Raw genomic sequence first — 18,725 nt, forward strand, 5'->3', positions numbered from 1 at the left:
GTCGCGATCAGTTATCCGGATTTGCCCCCGCCGGCGCAAGCTGGACCGGCGCAGCCAATGGCGGCTTCGGTTTCGGCGGCGGCGGCGGGCGCCTGACCGCGGCCTGAGCATTCGCCGGGGCCTGCCCATTCGTTGTAGCCAGGCCATTGGATGGAGAATGGGGGTTGGCTGCCGCCGGCTGCCGCTTGGCGGCGGGTGGCGATGCGTGGCCGGCAGCCGCGTTCGCACCGGCCGGCTTCGGCGCGGCCGGCGCCGGCTCGGTCATGATCGAGATCGGGGGGATCGAGGACGAGGTCGCGAAATCTATATTGACCGGCTTGCCGCTCGGCGCCTCGGCGACGCCGAGCACGCCTCCCGGTACCGGCGCGGCCGCCGCGAGCGGTCCATTTGCAGCGCCCCACGATGGGGCGGCCCGGGTCACGGTCGTCTCGTAGACGTGCTCGTTCATATTGGCGGCGATCCGGCTGTGATCGGTCAGCGACTGGAAGGCTGGGCACTGATCCGGCACGCAACGATCCTGCGCGGTCAGCACATAGGCGATCAGGCCGTAGCGGTCGCGCTCGATCGAGCGCCGCAGCCGGTCGAGTTCGGGGGTCATCCGCTTGTCGGCCGAGGCGACGTCGCCCTGCGACGTCAGTTGCGCCAGCCGCGCCGAGGCGTAGGACACCGCCGCCGCCACCGTCTCCGGCGAAGAGAACAACGCGCGTTCGCATGCGGCCTGCACGGCGTCGCCGGCGAGATCGTCGACACAAGCCAGCGCCGGCGTGGTGTTGATGGCGCGCTCCGCCTCCGCGCTGTGCAGCGACGGCCCCGCCCCGTCGACGAACAGCCGCCACGACGCGAAGCCGGCGATGCCGACGGCGAGCAGCGTGATGAATCCGAGCACGGCATTGGCCACCGATCTGTCGGCTCGCAACAGCGCGATGACGAGAATCAGGACGAAGATCGCCGATGCGGCGATCGCGGCCCAGATCGGCAAATTCGGCGAATGCAGAATGCGATCGGCTGCCGCCGACCAAGACGCCCACTCCATGCGCGTTGTCCCCTTGCGCCTACCCGGATCAAATCAACACGGGATTTGCGACCAAAATACGCGCGAGCATTGCGGGCGAGTCGTGCAACCAAAGCTCCGCCGCGCCATCGGTCGGCGGGCTGCCGGCGTTGCGACGCCGGTCAGCCAACGGCCGGATCAGGTAACCGTGAGCTGGCTTTCCTTGGCGACGCGCTCGAAGGTTTCGGACGAGCTTTTGATGCGATACTGACAGTCGTGGCCATCGGTCGGGAGCAACCGGATGACCTCGTAAATACCGCTCGCTGCCGGGCGGGCAACGTTGCTGGCGGTAAAATACACGTTTTCACCAACCACGAACTTGTGCTTCAACGCTCTACTCCATGCGCCAAGAGAACGCCGGCTGCCGCTGATCCCCTGCGAAAGCCGGCCAAAACCCTGATGCTTTATAGCATGCGAGGGGGTCCGATGACCAGTGAGCAGAGGGCATGGCTCCGCATCGAATTTGCAGCTTTTTCAGCGAGGTAGGCCAGATCGTCGCAGTGTTTTCGGCAGTCTCCCAGGCGCGATCAGGGAACCCGGTCAATCCTCCTCGAATTTCGGGATGATCAGGGTCTCGGCGAGCGCCGCCTCCGTCCATTCGCGAAACGCCGGCAGAGCCCGCATCACCTCGACATAGCCCTGCGAAATCGGATCCAGCTCGATCGCATAGGATCGGAACCGGTGCACCACGGGGGCGAACATCGCATCCGCCCCGCTGAAGCCGCCGAACAGATAGGGACCGAACCTGCCGTAACGCTCGCGGCAGTCGGTCCAGATCTGTTTGATCCGGGCGATGTCGGCCTGCGCCGCCTCGGACAGCGTCTTCGGACCGACCGGCCGGTGAATGTTCATGCCGCATTCGTTGCGCAGCGCCGCGAAGCCGGAGTGCATCTCCGCCGACACTGCGCGCGCATGCGCGCGGGCGGCGACGTCATCGGGCCAAAGCTGCGCCTTGAGAAATCGCTCGGCGGCGTATTCGATGATCGCGAGCGACTCCCAGATCGTCACGTCGCCGTCGACCAGCACCGGCACCTTGCCGGAATCGGTGAAAGCGAGAATGCGCCGCTTGTCCGCGTCGCCGGTGTAGAGCGGGATCAGCACTTCGTCGAAGGCGATGTTGGTGGCCTTCAGCGCCAGCCACGGCCGCATCGACCAGGACGAGTAGTTCTTGTTGCCGATCACCAGCGTGCGCGCCATCGATGAACTCCAGAAGCAGCCGATTCCACAGGGCCTGCGGCACAATCATCGCGACGCCGGGCCGGCTGTCAATCGGAGCGTTTTCGAGCGGAGTTGCCACCGAGAGAACGCGTCGACATCAGAGCCGCGCGAGTGGCGGTTGCGAACGACGGCGCGATGCTGCAGGTGTGACGGATGAACATCCAGGATTCGACCACCGCCGCGCCCGCGTCTCTCGAAGATGCGCTCCTCTCCATCCTGGCCAATGCCAGCCCCGGCACACTGAGCGCCCCGGAGATCGCGCATGCGATCTCTCCAGCGGGCGACTGGCACGGCCTGCTGATGCCGATCCGCCGCACCGCCGTCGAGCTCGCGATGGCCGGCCGGCTGGTGATCTATCGCAAGGGCAAGCCGGCCGACCCGACCGACTTCCGCGGCGTCTACCGGCTCGGCCTGCCGCGGCACGACTGAAGGCCGAAGCGACTGAACGCTACGGCGACGGCAGCAGGCTCGTGGTCCGGCCGCTCAACCGATACGCCAGCAGCCCGGCCCATTCATGGGCCGCGACGTCCGTGCGCGCCAGCCCGCTACTGAGCCGGTTGAACGGCAGCGCCGCGTCGCGCCAGCCGCGCGTCCGCCAATCCACCGGATAGGCCGTCACGTCGAAACCGGCGGCGCGGAACGCGGTGATCGAGCGCGGCATGTGGAACGCCGACGTCACCAGCAGCCACAACTCGCCCGGTTTCGGCGATACCAGTTCACGCGTGAAACTGGCATTCTCCGCCGTCGTGCGCGATCGGCTCTCGACCACGAAGCGGTCCGCTGCGACGCCGAACCGCGCGAACAGGTCGGCGGCGATTGGCGCCTCGGCGACCGAATTCTGCATCAGGTTGCCGCTGCCGCCGCTGTAGACGATCCGCGCCTGCGGATAGTCCCGCGCCAGTTCGAGCGCGGCCATGACGCGCTCAGCCGAAGAATCGAGTTCGAGCGAGTTGCGCGCGGCACTGACCTCGGAGTCGATGGCGCCGCCGAGCACGATGATCCCGTCCGGGGCGCGGCCGCTGTATTGCCAAGGTGGGAAGCGCTCCGACAGCGTCAGCAGCAGCACGCTGCCGAGCGGCGAATAGCCGACGATCAGCAGCGCCACGACGCCCACGCTCAGCACCCCCGCCCCTGCCCGCCGCCAACGCGTCAGCAACAGCACCAAGCCCACAACGCAGATCACCGCGATGGTGTTGGACGGATGGATGAAGAAGCCGAGGATCTTGGAGAGCACGAAGAACATCGGTCACCTGGGCAGCAATGCGGTGCCAGCGAGGTGCTTGATTTCAGCGCTCGGGTCAATCGGCCGCGATGTCGCTCAGTCCCAGTCCGGCTCCGTCGCGGTATGCACCAGCCGCCCCTCGGGGCTGCCCAGCGCGAAGATCTCGCGCATCTCGTCGTCGCTGAGCGCGAAATCGAACACGTCGATGTTCTGCGACAGCCGCTCCACCCGCGATGTGCGCGGGATCGCCGGGACGTTCTGCTGCACCAGCCAGCGCAGGCAAACCTGAGCAGCGGATTTGCCGTGCGCGGCGCCGATCCGCGTAAGCGCCTCGCTCTGCCGGGCAGTGCCCTTGGCGATCGGGCTGTAGGCGACCATCGCGACGCCTAATTCGGCGCAGGCGGCGAGTACGTTGGCCTGGCCGAGAAACGGATGATACTCGACCTGATTGCACACTAGCGGCGCCGGGCTCACCGCGACCGCCTGCTTCAGCAGCGCCACGGTGAAATTCGACACGCCGATATGGCGGGTCATGCCGAGTTCTCTGGCGTGAGCGAGTGCACCCAGCGTCTCGCTCAGCGGCACCTGCGCGTTCGGCCAGTGCAGCAGCAGCAGATCGACTTCCGACAGCCGCATCTTGTGCAGGCTCTCCTTGGTCGAGCGGATCAGATCGTTGGGCGCGAAATGCGTGGTCCAGACCTTGGTGGCGACGAACATCTCGCTGCGCCGGATATGCGAATTGCGGATGCCCTCGCCGACGTCGCGTTCGTTGTTGTAGATCTGCGCGGTATCGATATGGCGATAGCCGAGCCGCAGCGCCTGCTCGACGATACGGGCGCAGGCGTGACCGCTCAGCTCCCATGTACCGAGGCCGATCAGGGGTATCTTCGCGCCATGGGCTTCAACGAACTGCATGTCGGTCGTCTCGCAGTCGGCCACGCAGACCCTTCTGCGCATTATGTCCCTTGATCACGGCCGTGCCAATCGGCTGCGGCTACGAGGCCGCCGGATTTGCAGGGGCGGTTCCGGCAAGCGCTTCGAACACGGTGTCGGGCGCATGCGCGATCACCGACAGCAGCGCCCGCGCCGGTCCACGCGGCACGCGCTTGCCCTGCTCCCAATTCCGGATGGTCTCGACCGGCACGCCGAGCCGCACCGCGAACTCGGTCTGACTCAGCCGGGCGCGCCGACGCAGATCGCGCACGACTGGCGTCGCCGGCTCCGGAACCGCCGGCGCCAGAGGAAACTCCCGCCCGTCGCGCAGTTCGACGATTCGTCCATCCGCCTTCAGGCGCAGCCGTTGCAACTGATTGACCATCGGGAGATGGTCCGTCAGCAGTGTTAACAGCCGATGAAGGCGCGGTTACTTCAGCCCGAACCACAGCGTGGCGATGCCGAGGAAGGCGAAGAAGCCGACCACGTCGGTCACCGTGGTGACGAACGTCCCGGACGCCACCGCGGGATCGGCCCGGACCCTGTCGAGCGCGATCGGGATCAAAATGCCGCCGAGCGCGCCGGCGACCAGGTTGGTGATCATCGCCAGCCCGATCACCACACCGAGGCCGGGGACCCGGAACCAGGCATAGGCGGCCACGCCGGTGATGATCGCGAAGCCTATGCCGTTGACGAGACCGACCAGCAATTCGCGCATCACCACGCGATAGGCATTGCTGGAGCCGAGTTCGCGGGTCGCCAGCGCCCGCACCGCCACGGTCATGGTCTGGGTCGCGGCGTTGCCGCCCTGGCTGGCGACGATCGGCGCCAGCACCGCCAGCGCGACCATCTGCTGCAACTGGTCCTCGAACATGCCCAGCACCGACGACGCCAGGAACGCGGTGGCGAGATTGACCAGGAGCCAGTTGAAGCGGCCGCGGGCGGTGGTCCAGACCCGGTCGGACAGTTCTTCGTCGCTGGTGACGCCGCCCAGCGCCTTGAGGTCTTCGTCGGCCTCTTCCTCGATGACGTCGACGACGTCGTCGATGGTGATCACACCGACCAGCCGGTTGTCGGGATCGACCACCGGCGCCGCGACCAGATTGTACTTGCCGAACATCCGCGCCACTTCTTCCTGATCGTCGAGCACCGAGACCTTGCGGCGGTCCTCGTCGATCAGATCGGCCAGCGGAATGTTGCGATGTGACCGCAGCAGCGCGTCGAGCGCGATCGCGCCCTGCCAACGGTTGATCCCGTCGACGACGTAGATCTCGTAGAACCGGTCCGGCAGATCCGGCGTCTCGCGCATGAAGTCGATCGCCTGCCCGACATTCCAGTCGCGCGGCACCACGATGAACTCGGTCTGCATCCGCCGGCCGGCGGAGTTTTCCGGATAGTCGAGGCTGCGCTCCAGCGCGTCGCGCTCGGATTGCGGCAGCTTGCCGAGAATCTCGTCCTGATCGTCCTCGTCGAGCACCTGCAGCAGCTCGACCGCGTCATCGGAATCCAGTTCGCGAACGCCTTCGGCGACGGCCGCGGGCTCAAGTTCCTCGAGGATTTCCTCGCGGACGGTCTCGTCGACCTCGTTCAGCGCCGAAAAATGGAAATCGGCGCCGGTGAGTTCCACCAGCCGGACGCGCTCGTCGGATTGGAGAGCCTCGATCAGGTCGCCGACGTCGGCCTCGTGCAGGTCGGAGACGATTTCGCGCAGAAACGGCGCGTTTTCCTGCTCGATGGCGCGAGCGATCGCTGCGACGAAATCAACCCTGATTTCGCCGTCCTCGTCCCGCATCGAGAGCTGATCGAGCACGGACGGCCCGGCTCGCACGACCGTATCGAGTTCGTCGGCCATGGCGCACCCCGCGGGTTTTATCGGTTGCAGATATCGTGCGCCGTCGGGCAAGATGCGCTGTCGGTCGGCGGATCGAATGACTTTGGCAATACTCAATCGGTGATGCACGGCGCAATGAATTTCGTGGCACCCGCGATCAATCATCAGCCGGAAGGGGTGTCATGAACGCATCGACAGCATTGGCCGCGATCGTAGCTCTCGGGGTTCTCGGCTCCGCCGCGCAGGCCGCCGAGTGCGCCCGCCCCGGGGCGCTCGGCACCGCGCGCACCATGGTGGTCGACGCGGCGAAATATCCCCGCATCGGGACGAAGAGCTTTCCGCAGACATTGCCATTGGACGACCACGAGGTCGTGCTGACGTTCGACGACGGCCCTGCGGCGACGACGCCGAAGGTGCTGAAGGCGCTCGCCGACGAATGCGTCAAGGCGACGTTCTTTCTGGTCGGCAAGCCGGCCGCCGAGACGCCCGGCCTGGTGAGGCGGATCGCGGTCGAGGGCCACACCGTCGCGCATCACACCTGGACGCACAAACATCTGTCCAGTCTGAGCTATGCCGACGCGCTGGCGGAAATCGACCGCGGCATCGCCGCCGACGAGGCGATCCTCCGCCGCAACGGCATCGCCGTGTCACCGACGAAGTTCTTCCGGTTTCCGTTTTTCGAATCGACGCCCGCGCTGCTCGACACGCTGCAGTCGCGCGGCATCGTCGTGTGGGGTGCCGATCTCTGGGCCAGCGACTGGAACGTCATGACGCCGGAGGCCCAGCTCAAACTGATCACCGATCGGCTCAAGGCCGCCGGCAAGGGCATCATCCTGTTTCACGACCCCCGCACGCAAACCGCTGAAATGATACCGGCTTTCCTGCGCTGGCTGCGCGACAATCATTATCGCGTCGTGCACGCGGTGCCGCCGCCGGACGAGCAGCCGGCGGTCGCCGCCGGGTCTCATGCGACGCGCTGATCGGCACGCTGGCGCGGGGCGTGAAACCGTGATCAATGCCACGGTTAAGCAGCCGTTCAGACCGCTATCCTATGCTGCGAAGCGACTGATCTGACGGTCCGGGGTGCGTGGTCACGTAATGGCAAGTGAACTGTTTCGACGACGGGCGCGGACCCGGTCCCTGCTCGGCATCGCCTGCGTGACCGCAGCGCTCGCCCTTCCCGCCGCCCCCTCGATGGCCGCGGACTGCCCCGGCAATCCCGGCGCGCTCGGCACCTCCCGCACGCTGGTCGTCGATCCGCGCGAGCACCCGCGGATCGGCACCATGCAATATGCAGAGACACTGCCGCTGCAGGACCACGAAGTGGTGCTGACCTTCGACGATGGCCCGCTGCCGCGCCACAGCAACGCCGTGCTCGATATCCTGGCCAAGGAGTGCGTCAAGGCGACGTTCTTCGTGGTCGGGCGGATGGCGAATGCCTATCCGGAAGGCGTGCGCAGGATGCGCGACGGCGGCCACACCATCGGCACCCACAGCCAGAACCATCCGCTGAGCTTCAACCGGATGACCGCCGAGCAGGCCAAGCAGGAAGTCGACGAGGGCATCGATGCGGTCGCGGCCGCGCTCGGCACCCGGGCGGCGATCGCGCCGTTCTTTCGCATCCCCGGCCTGCTGCGCGCCGAGGCGGTGGAAGGCTATCTGGGCTCGCAGGGGATCCAGACCTGGAGCGCCGACTTCCCCGCCGACGACTGGCGGCACATTTCGCCGGAAGCCGTCTACAGCCTGGCGATGAGCCGGCTGCAGGCCAAGGGCCGTGGCGTGCTGCTGCTGCACGACATCCAGCCGCGCACCGTGGCGGCGCTGCCGCAGATCCTGCACGAGTTGAAGGCCCGCGGCTTCCGCATCGTTCACGTCGTGCCGGCGACGCCGGACCGCCCCAAGACGCCGACCGTTCCGTCGCAATGGCGGCTGCACCCTGTCACCGAACAGGTCGCGATCTCGCATTGGCCGAAAGTGCCGAGCTTCAGCTACGCCAGCGCGGAAATGCTGCCGGGGCCGGCGATCGCCGATCTCGGCCTCGACATCGGCCGCGTGCCGGAGTCGTTCGACGGCGTCCGGCGCCTGGCGCGCGGGCAGCTGCCGCTGCCGAAGCCTGCGCCCTGGCCGCGGCAGAAACCGGCCGGGACCCCGACCAACCTGATCGCCTTCCCGGTTCCGGCAGAAGCGCTGTTCAGCATCCCCGAGAAGACCCAGCCGGAGATCCGCGCGATGGTTCGCATCCCGGCACACCGCGCGTCGCGCGACGCCGGCGCGCGGACGGCACAGACGGAGCAGCGCTCGACCGAGATCGGCGCCGCCGCCCGCCCGATCTCCGGCAGCGCCGCGATCGCCCCCGCCGCCCTGCAGCGCGGCCCGATCAACGTCACCGCAAGGCCGCGGCCGCTGAATCACTGACGGGCGGCCGACGGCCGAGCCGAGCCTGGATGAGAGCGTGCGATCGCTCAGGCTTGCGGCCGGACCATGCGCCGCATCACGTCGGTCTTCAGAACGACGTGATGGAGCAGCGCGGCGAACACATGCAGCGCGATCAGCCCCAGCAGAACCAGCCTGAGCAGATTGTGGATCAGCGCCGCCGGGACCAGGTCGCCGAACCATGCGATGGCGCCGCTCACCGACATTGCGGCGAGCACCACGTAGAAGCTGGCGTGCGAGAAGCTGGCGATCGCGCGCATCGGAGCCGGCTCGTCTTCCGGCGGGGACGGCGCTCCAACTTTGGCGCGCAGCACCAGACGCCAGCCGATCAGCACCAGAATGAGCATCCCCACGACGATATGCGCGAGGATGCGCGGGTCGAACGCGAACGGCAGTTCCTGCTGCCACGCCATCCAGGCGTTGGCGATGGAATCCTTGAAGATGTATTGCGCGGCGACCAGCGCCACCACGATCCAGTGCAGCGCGATCTGAACGCGCGAATAGCCTGCGGGAGAGTTCATCGACGTGTCCTCGTGATGTTGGAATCGAACGACGGCGCCTTGTCCGGGCGCCGTCGCAATTTCGATCACGGCTTCTGCGGCGCCGCGTCCGGCTTCGACGCGCCGTGGCGCCAGGCGTGCATCCGCGCCATCATCTGCGCCGGGGCGTTGATCTCGACGATGCTGACCTGGCCGTCATTGTCGGCATCGAGCATCGCGAAGGGACGCTCGGCGAATCCGCGCGACATCTCGGCGACCATGTCGCCGAATTCCTTCTTGGACAGCGTGCCGTTGCCGTCGGCATCGTGCTTCTTCAGCAGCGCCGCGGTGCCGGCCTTGGCTTCCTCAGGCGAGACGACGCCGTCGCCATTGGCATCGAGGGTCTTGATCAGCGGATTGTTGGCGAAGCCGCCGCGGCCGCCCCAGCCGCCTTGCGCGAACTGCATCATGCCCGGGCCCCAATTGCCCATCGGGCCAAAGCCGTGCGGGCCGCAATTGCCGAACGGTCCCGCGATCGCCGGGATCGCCACGACCGCGATGGCAACCACCGCGGCGACGGCGCCGAGCGCCAGAATTGTGGTGCGTTTCATGTCGTGATCTCCTCTTGCTCCAGAATGGATGCAGCGAAGATCGGCGCGCCCTGTCGCAGCAGCTTGTCGGTCAGCAGGGATTTTGTATCGCTCTGTCGCAAACCCCCGGCCTGCGATCATTTGCGACAGAAGTCTTTTCCGGCGCGGGGCAAGTCGGGCTAGATCAACGACATGGCCGATCAACCGCAACTGCCGCACATCCTGGTCGTCGACGATCACCGCGAGATTCGCGAGGCTGTGACGAAATACCTCGAACGCAACGGCATGCGCGCCAGCGCCGCCAGCAACGCGATCGAGATGGACACCCAGCTCAAGGCCGGGCGCTTCGACCTGATCATCCTCGACGTGATGATGCCCGGCGAGGATGGGCTGTCGGCGGCGCGGCGGCTCAGTGCCGGCGGCGGGCCGCCGGTGCTGATGCTGAGCGCGCTGTCGGACGAGACCGATCGGGTGGTCGGGCTGGAGATCGGCGCTGATGATTATCTCGCCAAGCCGTTCAGCCCGCGCGAACTGCTGGCGCGGATCAAGGCGATCCTGCGCCGCAGCGAACGGCGCGAGCCACTGGCCGGCGGTCTCGGCGGCCGCAAGCTCGGCTTCGCCGGCTGGGTGCTCGACACTGATACCCGCGACCTGATCCGCGTGGCCGAAGGCGCAGAGAAAATCGCGCTGACGACGGCCGAGTTCAAACTGCTGGTGGCGTTTCTGGAACGGCCGCGCTTCGTGCTGACGCGGGAGCAATTGCTCGACATCACCAGCGGCCGCAGCGCCGACGTGTTCGACCGCACCATCGACAACCAGGTGAGCCGGCTGCGCCGCAAGATCGAGGACGACCCGGCGCATCCGAAGATCATCACCACGGTCCGTTCCGGCGGCTACAGCCTCGCCGCCGACGTCCGGGACCTGTCATGAGCCGCCGCAGGCCGCGCAGCCTTCTCACTCAGGTGGCGCTGCTCAGCTTCGCAGCGCTCCTCGTCGCCCAATTCGTCAGCTTCTGGCTATTCACGGTCGACCGTGCCAAGCGGATCCGCGTCGCGCAGCGCATCGAGGTAGTCGAACGCGTCACCGCCGTCGCCGCGTTGCTGAACAAGACCCCGGCGACAGCGCGGGACGACCTGCTCGAAGCGGCCAGTTCACGCTCGACCCGGTTCGACCTGGCCACGGCACCGATTGTCGATGATCCCGTCGACCTGCTCGGGGCCGATTGCGGCCAGCGCGATTGCGCCGATCTCGGCTTGCCGCCGGGATTGCGGATGCAGGAAGACTTCGTCTCGCGGCACGATGGCGGCCGGTTCAGCGATCCGCCACCCCGGTTTCGCGATCGGCTCATGAAATCCAGTCTGGCCCCGGTCGCGTTCAAGCTGTCGCTGCCGCTACGCGACGCGCAGTGGCTCAACGTCACCTCGCGTTTCGAGCGGCCGGCCATTCAACTGCCGCCGCAGGTGATGGGCACCACGCTGGTCTCGCTGGCACTGGTGCTGGCGGCGCTGTGGTTCGCGCTGCGGCGCATCACCAGACCGCTCGACCAGCTCGCCTCGGTCGCCGACGGGTTCGGCCTCGACACCCCGCCTCCCCGGATGCCGACCGGCGGACCGCGCGAAGTCCGTGCGCTGTCGGATGCGCTGGCGCGGATGCACGAGCGGCTGTCGCGGATGCTGGGAGAGCGCACCCGGATGCTGGCGGCGCTCGGCCACGACCTGCGCTCGCCGATCACCGCGCTGCGCGTCCGCGCCGAGATGGTGGACGACGCCGAGAACAAGGAAAGAATGATCGCGACGCTGGACGAGATGCAGCAGATGGTGGAGGCCACACTGGCCTTCGCCCGCGGCGTCTCCACCGACCAGCCGACCGAACCGGTCGACCTCGCCGCGCTATTGTCGGAGCTGGCCGCCGAGCTGAGCGCGATCGGACCACCGATCCGCATCAGTTCGGCGAAGCCGATCGTGCTGCCGCTGCGGCGGGTGCCGCTGCGCCGCGCGCTCCGCAACATCTTGGAAAACGCCCAGCGCTATGGCGGCGGCGCCGAGGTCCGGATCGAGCACGACGGCACCGACGCCCGGGTGGTGATCGAGGATCATGGCCCCGGTCTGCCGGACAACGACCTCACGCGCGTGTTCGAACCGTTCGTCAGGCTGGAGACCTCACGCTCGCGGGAAACCGGCGGCACCGGTCTCGGGCTACCGATCGCCCGCGCCATTCTGCAGGCGCACGGCGCCAGCATCGCCTTGACCAATCGCCCCGAAGGCGGGCTGCGCGCGACGGTGACCTTCGCGCGATAGGTCGGCGTCGACTCGGTGGGGATGGGTGTGACGACACGCGCCGGCTGGGTCGCTTTCCCGCTGATTCGCGGGAGCTCCGCACCGTGCATGTTCGAAGAGAAGGCCTAATTTCAGTCAATTAGGCATTGCTTGGTGCGCTCGGAGGGACTCGAACCCCCACGATTTTACTCACTGCCACCTCAAGGCAGCGCGTCTACCAATTCCGCCACGAGCGCTTGGGACCGGTTCGGGCTGGGCGCCCGACCGGATCGACGGCGCCCATTTAACAAATCAATGAAGGGGGTACAAGGCCGTCATCGTCGATCTGGTGATCGCGTCAACATCTGTTTGACCTCGACCGCGATGCGATTGCGATCGACCAGCACCACGCCGCTGGCCACCGGCATGTTATTGGCGAGGATCTTGACCTCGTCGGCCTCGGTGGCGTCCAGTTCGATGATGGCGCCGCGGGAGAGCCGCAGCACCTGGTGAATGGGCATCGAGGTGGTGCCGAGCACCACCATGAGATCGACCGAAACGTTATCGAGTGTTGGCACTGGGACCCGGACCGGCAGGCTGTGAATGAAAGTGTGCGAACTTGACCACGTTATGGTTATCCAATGATTAACGCGCCGCTTCATGCCCGTCAGACGCTCGATATCGCCGGTTTCCTGCCCATTGCCGACGCCCGGCCGGCCGAATGGCTGATCTCGGAGCAGCCGGTGCCCTACTCCGACGCGGTCGCGGCGATGGAATCACGCGCGGCGGCGATCGCCGCCGGCGACGCAGCCGAGTTGGTCTGGCTGCTCGAACATCCGCCGCTCTACACCTCCGGAACCAGCGGCCAGGCCGACGACCTGCTCGACCCGCGGTTTCCGCTCTACACCACCGGGCGCGGCGGGCAGCTCACCTATCACGGCCCAGGCCAGCGGGTGGCCTATGTGATGCTCGACCTCAAGCGCCGCCGCCCCGACGTCCGCGCCTATGTGGCCGCGCTGGAACAGTGGATCATCGCGACGCTCGACGCTTTCAATGTGCGCGGCGAACGGCGCGAGGACCGCGTCGGCGTCTGGGTGGCGCGGCCCGACAAGGGCGCGGACCACGAGGACAAGATCGCCGCGATCGGCGTCCGGCTGAAGCGCTGGGTGTCGCTGCACGGCATCGCCATCAACGTCGAGCCCGATCTGAGCCACTTCACCGCGATCGTGCCCTGCGGCATCAGCGATCCGCGCTATGGCGTCACCAGCCTGGTCGACCTCGGCCTGCCGGTGACGATGACGGACGCCGACATCGCGCTGCGGACGGCGTTCGGCGAGATATTCGGTCAGACCGTCGATGCACAGCGCGCCGAGCCGGCGAAGAATGCAGGCGAGAGGTCGCCGGCGTGAAGACCGTCCTCGTCTACATCGGCGCGGCGATCGCCGAGATCGCCGGCTGCTTCGCGTTCTGGGGCTGGCTGCGGCTGGGCAAGCCGGTGTGGTGGCTAGCGCCCGGGTTGCTCTCCCTCGCGCTGTTCGCCTATCTGCTGACGCTGGTGGAGAGCACAGCCGCCGGCCGCGCCTATGCGGCCTATGGCGGCATCTACATCGTCGCCTCGCTGATCTGGCTGTGGAGCGTCGAGCATGTGCGCCCCGACCGCTGGGACGTCAGCGGCGCCTGCGTCTGTCTCGCCGGCGCGGCGATCATCCTGTGGGGACCGCGCGGATAGAGCATCACGCGGCGCTGCAGCGCCAACTCACGTCACACCGTCGGCAGGATCGAAAACCGCTCGCCAGGATGCCGCTGATCGAGTGCGTCCGAATCTGCATCTTCCGCGAACACCGCATCGACCCGCGCCGCAGATGGGCCGTGGTGACAAGCCGCGATCACCTCGGTCACGGTCGCGCTCACGCCGGCGAGCAATGCCTCGACGCTGCCGTTGCGGCGGTTGCGGACCCACCCTTCGAGGCCCTGCGCCTGCGCCGTCGTCGCGACCCAGGCGCGATAGCCGACCCCCTGCACACGGCCGCGAACGATCACCTGCCGGATCGCCCTGCTCATTCGCGTGCGAGCCCAAGAAACCGGCCGCCGCGCTCCTCGACCAGCGATGCGCGGGTGACGCGGTCCATCAGCTCGGGCGTCGCCAGACCTCTGAGCTGCTTCGGCGCAGCGCCATCGCGGATCGCCGACAGCGTCTTGAACACCGCCTCGGTCGCGGCGGCGATCGGCGCGTGGCCCTGCACCGCGATCCGCACCCGTTGCGCAGCGAGGTACTCCCAATCGGCCAGTTCCGCCGGCGGACTACCGAGCACGATCGGCAGCCGCGTCGCGGCGCTGATCGCTTCGAGCTGCTCGCGCGCCTTCACGCCGGTGAAGAACAACGCATCGACGCCGGCCGCCTCATAGGCCGCCGCCCGTTCAATCGCATCGTCGAGCGAACTGATCGAACACGCGCCGGTGCGGCCGATGATCACCAGCGACGGATCGAGCCGCGCGTCGAGCGCGGCGTTGATCTTGCCGAGCCCCTCTTCGCGCGAGACCAGTTGCGGCGCGGCCTCGCCATAGGCCTGCGGCAGCAGCGTGTCCTCGATGGTGAGGCCGGCACACCCTGCGGCTTCCAGCTCCTGCACGGTGCGGCGGACGTTGAGCGCGTTGCCGTAGCCGTGGTCGGCGTCGACCAGCACCGGCAGCGCCGCGGCGCGCGCCATCCGCCGCATCTGCTCGGCGAGTTCGGTGAGCGTGATCAGCGCGCTATCGGGATCGCCGAGGATCGCCAGCGACGCGACCGAACCGCCGAACATCCCGAGCGGGAACTGGAGATCGTCGGCGATCCGGATCGAGATCGCGTCATAGACCGACGCCGGCCGCACGCAGGCCGATCCTTCGAGGATCGCCCGCAGCGCGCCGCGGCGGCCGCGCCAGGCCATGGCCTTACGCGAATTCCAGGATCAGCGCGTCGACCGCCAGCGTGGCGCCGGGCGCGGCGTGGATCTTCTTCACCGTGCCGTCGCGCTCGGCGCGCAGCACGTTCTGCATCTTCATCGCCTCGACCACCGCCAGCGTCTCCCCGGCCTTGATCTCCTGGCCCTCGGTCACCGCGATCGAGATCACGAGGCCCGGCATCGGGCACAGCACCTTCTTGCCGGTGTCGGCCTTGTTGCCTTCCAGCATCCAGCGTGCCGACGACGCCTCGCGCTCGGTGAAGACGTTGACCGCGACTTCGTAGCCGTGATGCGCGAGCCGGACGCCGTTCGGGATCGAGCGGACCTGCACCGCGACCGGCTTGCCGTTGATGGTCCCCTGCCACACCGGGTCGCCGGGGATCCACGACGACAGCAATTGATGCGACTGCCCCAGCGATCCGTCGGCCTCGACGAAGCGCACCACGAAGCCCTCGCCCTCGCGGATCACATCGAGCGCGATCTCGGTGCGTTCGAGCCAGACGCAACGGCGGCGTTCGCGGATCACCGCGCGGCCGATCATCTGCCCGGAAATCTTGCGCCTGCGCTCACCGATGACGCGGTCGATCGCGGCGCCCACCGCGGCGATGCGGCGGGCGACGTCGCCCGCCGGCAGACGCGCGGCGAAGCCCTGCGGGAATTCCTCGGCGATGAAGCCGGTCGACAGATTGCCCTCGCGCCAGCGCGGATGCGTCATCAGCGCCGACAGGAACGGGATGTTGTGGCGGATGCCGTCGACATAGAACGCATCCAGCGCGTGCGCCTGCGCCTCGATCGCCGCCGCGCGCGACGGCGCATGCGTCACCAGCTTGGCGATCATCGGATCGTAGAAGATCGAGATCTCGCCGCCTTCCTGCACGCCGGTGTCGTTGCGCACGGTGATGCCGTCGGCCGAACTCTCGGTCGGCGGGCGGTACTTCACCAGACGGCCGATCGACGGCAGGAAGCTGCGGAACGGATCTTCCGCATAAACGCGGGACTCCACCGCCCAGCCCTTGAGCTTGACGTCCTTCTGCGCCAGCGCCAGCTTCTCGCCGGCGGCGACACGGATCATCTGCTCGACCAAGTCGATGCCGGTGATCATCTCGGTGACCGGATGTTCGACCTGCAGGCGGGTGTTCATCTCGAGGAAGTAGAAGCTCTTGTCCTGTCCGGCGACGAACTCCACGGTGCCGGCGGAATCGTACTGCACCGCCTTCGCCAGCGCGACCGCCTGCTCGCCCATCTTGCGCCGGGTGACCTCGTCGAGCAGCGGGCTCGGGGCTTCCTCGATCACTTTCTGGTTGCGGCGCTGGATCGAGCATTCGCGCTCGCCGAGATAGATGACGTTGCCGTGCTTGTCGCCGAGCACCTGGATTTCGATGTGGCGCGGATCGACGATGAACTTCTCGATGAAGACGCGATCGTCGCCGAACGAGGCTTTCGCCTCGGCCTTGGCGAGGTTGAAGCCTTCGGCGACCTCGCTGGTCGAATGCGCGATGCGCATGCCCTTGCCGCCGCCGCCGGCCGAGGCCTTGATCATCACCGGATAGCCGATCTCGTCGGCGATCTTCACCGCGTGGGTGGCGTCCTCGATCACGCCGAGATAGCCCGGCACGGTCGAGACATTGGCCTTGGCCGCCGCCTTCTTGGATTCGATCTTGTCGCCCATCGCGGCGATCGCGCCGGGGTTCGGACCGATGAAGACGATGCCGGCGTCGGCCAGGATGCGCGGGAAAGCTTCGCGTTCCGACAGGAAGCCATAGCCGGGATGCACCGCCTCGGCGCCGGTCTTGCGGCAGGCCTCGACGATCTTTTCGATCACCAGATAGCTCTCGGACGCCGCCGCCGGGCCGATCAGGACCGCTTCATCGGCCATCTCGACGTGCAGCGCGTCGCGGTCCGCCTCGGAATAGACGGCGACCGTCTCGATTCCCATCAGGCGGGCGGTCTTGATGACCCGGCAGGCGATCTCGCCGCGATTGGCGATCAGAATACGTTTGAACATGTTCTTGTTGCTTGCGACCTTGGGAGTGGTTCTGCCCTCCCGGCGGGGACGGCAATCGGCGTGCGTGTGCTTGTAACAATTCTGACGCCGAGGAAAACTAGTTATTGCGAAGGGGTGCCTCGCCGCCCGTCGCCGGGTGCGCGCGCGTTCCTCCCTCGCTCCGCTTGCGCGGGTCCGTCCTCCGTCGGCCGCCCGATGTCGCCCAGAATGGACGAACCCGCAACCTGATTTCACCGGGCCCGACCGCCCGGAGCGGCAGGATCCCGTTGCTGCCGATGCCGAAATTCCGCATCACAGACAATGACCTCGCGCAATCGTGCGATATCTTGGATGAAGTCGGCCGAGCGCCCACACCCGGCCGGCCGCAGCGTCCGTCCAATAAAAAAGCGGCGGGAGATGATCCCGCCGCCCCGAGGCTCAGCCTGAGAGAGCTCGCTTACATGCCGAGGTCGAAGACCTGCGGCAACTGGATCAGCGGCAGGGTGGCGACGCCGACCAGGGTCGCGACCATCCGCATCAAGGTGTGATTGTTCGGGCGCGCGCTGCCGCGCATCTGACGCGAGATCCACTCCAGAACCTCGGTGTCGACGCCCACAGCCTTGGTGGGCGCCCAGGACTCGATGTCGGTACCCGGCGCCAGCGCCACGCTGCGCGACGGCACCGGCAGGCCCGACGCGGCCGCGGCATGGTGGACGACCGCCTTGGCGAACAGATCGTCGAACCGACCATCGTCCTTGCGCTCGGCTGCGGCAGCGTTGATCTCGAACAGCGCCTCGGCTTCGGCGCGGCTGATCGGCTGGTCCTCGACCGCGGCGGCGGTGAGGATGCGAGCACACCAGGCGGCGTCTGCTTCGTCGAGCGTCCGCGAGAAATGGACTCTGCCGCGGGTCGTCGGGCCCTCTCCGGTGATCACACCATCGCGCACGACACCGAGCGCCAGAGCGGCGGTGTAGCGGTCCGAAATACGGGTGGGTTCGATGCCGATCTCGTCGGCCAGGGCAGCGGCAGTCATGGTTCCTTGCTCTTCATGTTGGTTGCCGACCAGCACTTCCATGCCGGCGTAAACGCTTGGTTAAGTCTTCATTCCGGCTTGCGAGGTTCCTGCATCCACGCACGATCATCGTTAAGAGGATTGCGGGTCTGTCGCAGTGACCAGGGTCACGGACAGTCAGATCGCAGGCCGCTCCGGCGGCGTTGCGGCGCAGCAAAGGCTTTATCGAGGCAGGCCGGCGCTCAGAGTGTCGCGCCATCACTTATCGGTGCGTGGGCACCGAGCAGCCGGCCGCCCGCGAGTGCCGCCGTAGACATGTCCGGTTCAGCCTAGCCGTGGCGGAGATCAGCGCTGCGACAACCTGTCGGCGATCACGAGGCCGAGCGCGCCCGACACCGCGGTGACGAAAGTCCCCCAGGAGATGTCGACGGCGACCATCGGCCAGGTCCAGTGCTTCAGCACCGCCAGCGCGGTCAGCTCGAAGGTCGCGTAGCAGAAGAAGCCGAACAGCGCGCCGAGCCCCAGCGCGGATTTCCATGTGGCGGTCGCCGCGCCATTGACGAACACCATGATGCCGACGACGTAGAGCGAATAGAACAGAACCGCGGGCAGCATCCGGACCGGGCCGAGCATCTCGCCGACCTGGCTGGCGAAGAAATCCTTCGCAATGAATCCCAGAAACAGGAAATCCAGCGGGATCAGAATGATGAACGTCGCCAGGTAGAGAACGCCATACCGTTTCAAATCAACCTCCTGCAATCAGCCGTCGTCCTCA

The 18,725-nt window shown here is 67.1% G+C and carries 22 protein-coding genes and 1 tRNA gene; 7 read left to right on the top strand and 16 right to left on the bottom strand.

The window, feature by feature from the left end:
* Positions 1 to 7 precede the first annotated feature (7 nt).
* The 3 genes from SR870_RS07845 to SR870_RS07855 all read right to left on the bottom strand — a co-directional run bounded on the left by SR870_RS07845 (position 8) and on the right by SR870_RS07855 (position 2,248).
* On the bottom strand, positions 8 to 1,033 hold the full coding sequence (locus tag SR870_RS07845; RefSeq protein ID WP_322517438.1) for a hypothetical protein: 1,026 nt from the start codon (positions 1,031 to 1,033) through the stop codon (positions 8 to 10).
* Positions 1,034 to 1,189: 156 nt separating this feature from the next.
* Positions 1,190 to 1,381: a hypothetical protein gene (locus tag SR870_RS07850; RefSeq protein ID WP_322517439.1), complete on the bottom strand. Its 192-nt coding sequence runs from the start codon at positions 1,379 to 1,381 to the stop codon at positions 1,190 to 1,192.
* Between the two features lie 210 nt (positions 1,382 to 1,591).
* The gene (locus SR870_RS07855; RefSeq protein WP_322517440.1) at positions 1,592 to 2,248 is read right to left on the bottom strand and encodes a glutathione S-transferase family protein; all 657 of its coding nucleotides are present in this window, start codon (positions 2,246 to 2,248) and stop codon (positions 1,592 to 1,594) included.
* 174 nt (positions 2,249 to 2,422) lie between these two features.
* On the opposite strand from SR870_RS07855, the gene SR870_RS07860 reads away from it, so the two are divergent.
* Positions 2,423 to 2,698 (top strand): DUF3253 domain-containing protein, encoded by a 276-nt coding sequence (locus SR870_RS07860; protein ID WP_322517441.1) that lies wholly within the window; start codon positions 2,423 to 2,425, stop codon positions 2,696 to 2,698.
* 19 nt (positions 2,699 to 2,717) lie between these two features.
* Here SR870_RS07860 and SR870_RS07865 read toward each other — a convergent pair whose 3' ends face one another.
* From SR870_RS07865 to mgtE, 4 genes are all read right to left on the bottom strand, one after another.
* Positions 2,718 to 3,512 carry a YdcF family protein gene (locus tag SR870_RS07865; RefSeq protein WP_322517442.1) on the bottom strand — a complete coding sequence of 265 codons (795 nt, stop codon included), beginning with the start codon at positions 3,510 to 3,512 and terminating at the stop codon, positions 2,718 to 2,720.
* A 75-nt stretch (positions 3,513 to 3,587) separates the two neighbouring features.
* Positions 3,588 to 4,406, bottom strand: a complete 819-nt coding sequence (locus SR870_RS07870) for an aldo/keto reductase (RefSeq protein WP_322517443.1) — start codon at positions 4,404 to 4,406, stop codon at positions 3,588 to 3,590.
* A gap of 79 nt (positions 4,407 to 4,485) precedes the next feature.
* Positions 4,486 to 4,797, bottom strand: coding sequence for a helix-turn-helix domain-containing protein (locus tag SR870_RS07875; RefSeq protein ID WP_322518224.1), 312 nt, complete (start codon positions 4,795 to 4,797; stop codon positions 4,486 to 4,488).
* A 57-nt stretch (positions 4,798 to 4,854) separates the two neighbouring features.
* Positions 4,855 to 6,276, bottom strand: a complete 1,422-nt coding sequence (gene mgtE, locus SR870_RS07880; RefSeq protein WP_322517444.1) for a magnesium transporter — start codon at positions 6,274 to 6,276, stop codon at positions 4,855 to 4,857.
* Positions 6,277 to 6,437: 161 nt separating this feature from the next.
* Between mgtE and SR870_RS07885 the strand changes: the two genes are divergently transcribed.
* Both SR870_RS07885 and SR870_RS07890 read left to right on the top strand, forming a co-directional pair.
* Positions 6,438 to 7,235 carry a polysaccharide deacetylase family protein gene (locus SR870_RS07885; RefSeq protein ID WP_322517445.1) on the top strand — a complete coding sequence of 266 codons (798 nt, stop codon included), beginning with the start codon at positions 6,438 to 6,440 and terminating at the stop codon, positions 7,233 to 7,235.
* A 118-nt stretch (positions 7,236 to 7,353) separates the two neighbouring features.
* Positions 7,354 to 8,670 (top strand): polysaccharide deacetylase family protein, encoded by a 1,317-nt coding sequence (locus tag SR870_RS07890; RefSeq protein ID WP_322517446.1) that lies wholly within the window; start codon positions 7,354 to 7,356, stop codon positions 8,668 to 8,670.
* Between the two features lie 47 nt (positions 8,671 to 8,717).
* On the opposite strand, the gene SR870_RS07895 is transcribed toward SR870_RS07890, so the two are convergent.
* Together SR870_RS07895 and SR870_RS07900 are read right to left on the bottom strand one after the other, a co-directional pair.
* Positions 8,718 to 9,209: a cytochrome b gene (locus SR870_RS07895; protein ID WP_322517447.1), complete on the bottom strand. Its 492-nt coding sequence runs from the start codon at positions 9,207 to 9,209 to the stop codon at positions 8,718 to 8,720.
* A 65-nt stretch (positions 9,210 to 9,274) separates the two neighbouring features.
* Positions 9,275 to 9,778, bottom strand: coding sequence for an EF-hand domain-containing protein (locus SR870_RS07900; RefSeq protein WP_322517448.1), 504 nt, complete (start codon positions 9,776 to 9,778; stop codon positions 9,275 to 9,277).
* Positions 9,779 to 9,949: 171 nt separating this feature from the next.
* On the opposite strand from SR870_RS07900, the gene SR870_RS07905 reads away from it, so the two are divergent.
* Both SR870_RS07905 and SR870_RS07910 read left to right on the top strand, forming a co-directional pair.
* Positions 9,950 to 10,687, top strand: a complete 738-nt coding sequence (locus SR870_RS07905) for a response regulator (protein ID WP_322517449.1) — start codon at positions 9,950 to 9,952, stop codon at positions 10,685 to 10,687.
* A complete protein-coding gene (locus tag SR870_RS07910; RefSeq protein ID WP_322517450.1) occupies positions 10,684 to 12,054 on the top strand; it encodes an ATP-binding protein in 1,371 nt (456 codons plus the stop codon). Before SR870_RS07905 ends, SR870_RS07910 begins: the two co-directional genes overlap by 4 nt.
* 130 nt (positions 12,055 to 12,184) lie before the next feature.
* Here SR870_RS07910 and SR870_RS07915 read toward each other — a convergent pair.
* Positions 12,185 to 12,269: transfer RNA gene (locus SR870_RS07915), tRNA-Leu, on the bottom strand.
* A gap of 78 nt (positions 12,270 to 12,347) precedes the next feature.
* Positions 12,348 to 12,590 carry a FliM/FliN family flagellar motor switch protein gene (locus tag SR870_RS07920; RefSeq protein WP_011441262.1) on the bottom strand — a complete coding sequence of 81 codons (243 nt, stop codon included), beginning with the start codon at positions 12,588 to 12,590 and terminating at the stop codon, positions 12,348 to 12,350.
* A gap of 63 nt (positions 12,591 to 12,653) precedes the next feature.
* Here SR870_RS07920 and lipB point away from each other — a divergent pair, with 63 nt between their 5' ends.
* Both lipB and SR870_RS07930 read left to right on the top strand, forming a co-directional pair.
* Positions 12,654 to 13,421 carry a lipoyl(octanoyl) transferase LipB gene (gene lipB / locus SR870_RS07925; RefSeq protein ID WP_322517451.1) on the top strand — a complete coding sequence of 256 codons (768 nt, stop codon included), beginning with the start codon at positions 12,654 to 12,656 and terminating at the stop codon, positions 13,419 to 13,421.
* Positions 13,418 to 13,741, top strand: a complete 324-nt coding sequence (locus SR870_RS07930; protein ID WP_322517452.1) for a YnfA family protein — start codon at positions 13,418 to 13,420, stop codon at positions 13,739 to 13,741. The genes lipB and SR870_RS07930 overlap by 4 nt, the downstream gene beginning before the upstream one ends.
* Before the next feature lie 32 nt (positions 13,742 to 13,773).
* On the opposite strand, the gene SR870_RS07935 is transcribed toward SR870_RS07930, so the two are convergent.
* The 5 genes from SR870_RS07935 to SR870_RS07955 all read right to left on the bottom strand — a co-directional run bounded on the left by SR870_RS07935 (position 13,774) and on the right by SR870_RS07955 (position 18,694).
* Complete coding sequence (locus tag SR870_RS07935; protein ID WP_322517453.1) at positions 13,774 to 14,073, bottom strand: acylphosphatase; 300 nt, start codon at positions 14,071 to 14,073, stop codon at positions 13,774 to 13,776.
* A complete protein-coding gene (locus SR870_RS07940; RefSeq protein WP_322517454.1) occupies positions 14,070 to 14,939 on the bottom strand; it encodes an isocitrate lyase/PEP mutase family protein in 870 nt (289 codons plus the stop codon). The genes SR870_RS07935 and SR870_RS07940 overlap by 4 nt, the downstream gene beginning before the upstream one ends.
* 4 nt (positions 14,940 to 14,943) lie before the next feature.
* Positions 14,944 to 16,959 (bottom strand): acetyl/propionyl/methylcrotonyl-CoA carboxylase subunit alpha, encoded by a 2,016-nt coding sequence (locus SR870_RS07945; protein WP_322517455.1) that lies wholly within the window; start codon positions 16,957 to 16,959, stop codon positions 14,944 to 14,946.
* A gap of 436 nt (positions 16,960 to 17,395) precedes the next feature.
* Positions 17,396 to 17,971 (bottom strand): hypothetical protein, encoded by a 576-nt coding sequence (locus SR870_RS07950; RefSeq protein WP_322518225.1) that lies wholly within the window; start codon positions 17,969 to 17,971, stop codon positions 17,396 to 17,398.
* Between the two features lie 324 nt (positions 17,972 to 18,295).
* Positions 18,296 to 18,694, bottom strand: a complete 399-nt coding sequence (locus tag SR870_RS07955) for a DUF2177 family protein (protein ID WP_322517456.1) — start codon at positions 18,692 to 18,694, stop codon at positions 18,296 to 18,298.
* Between the last annotated feature and the right edge of the window lie 31 nt (positions 18,695 to 18,725).

The organism is Rhodopseudomonas palustris, assembly GCF_034479375.1.
Classification (GTDB): domain Bacteria; phylum Pseudomonadota; class Alphaproteobacteria; order Rhizobiales; family Xanthobacteraceae; genus Rhodopseudomonas; species Rhodopseudomonas palustris_M.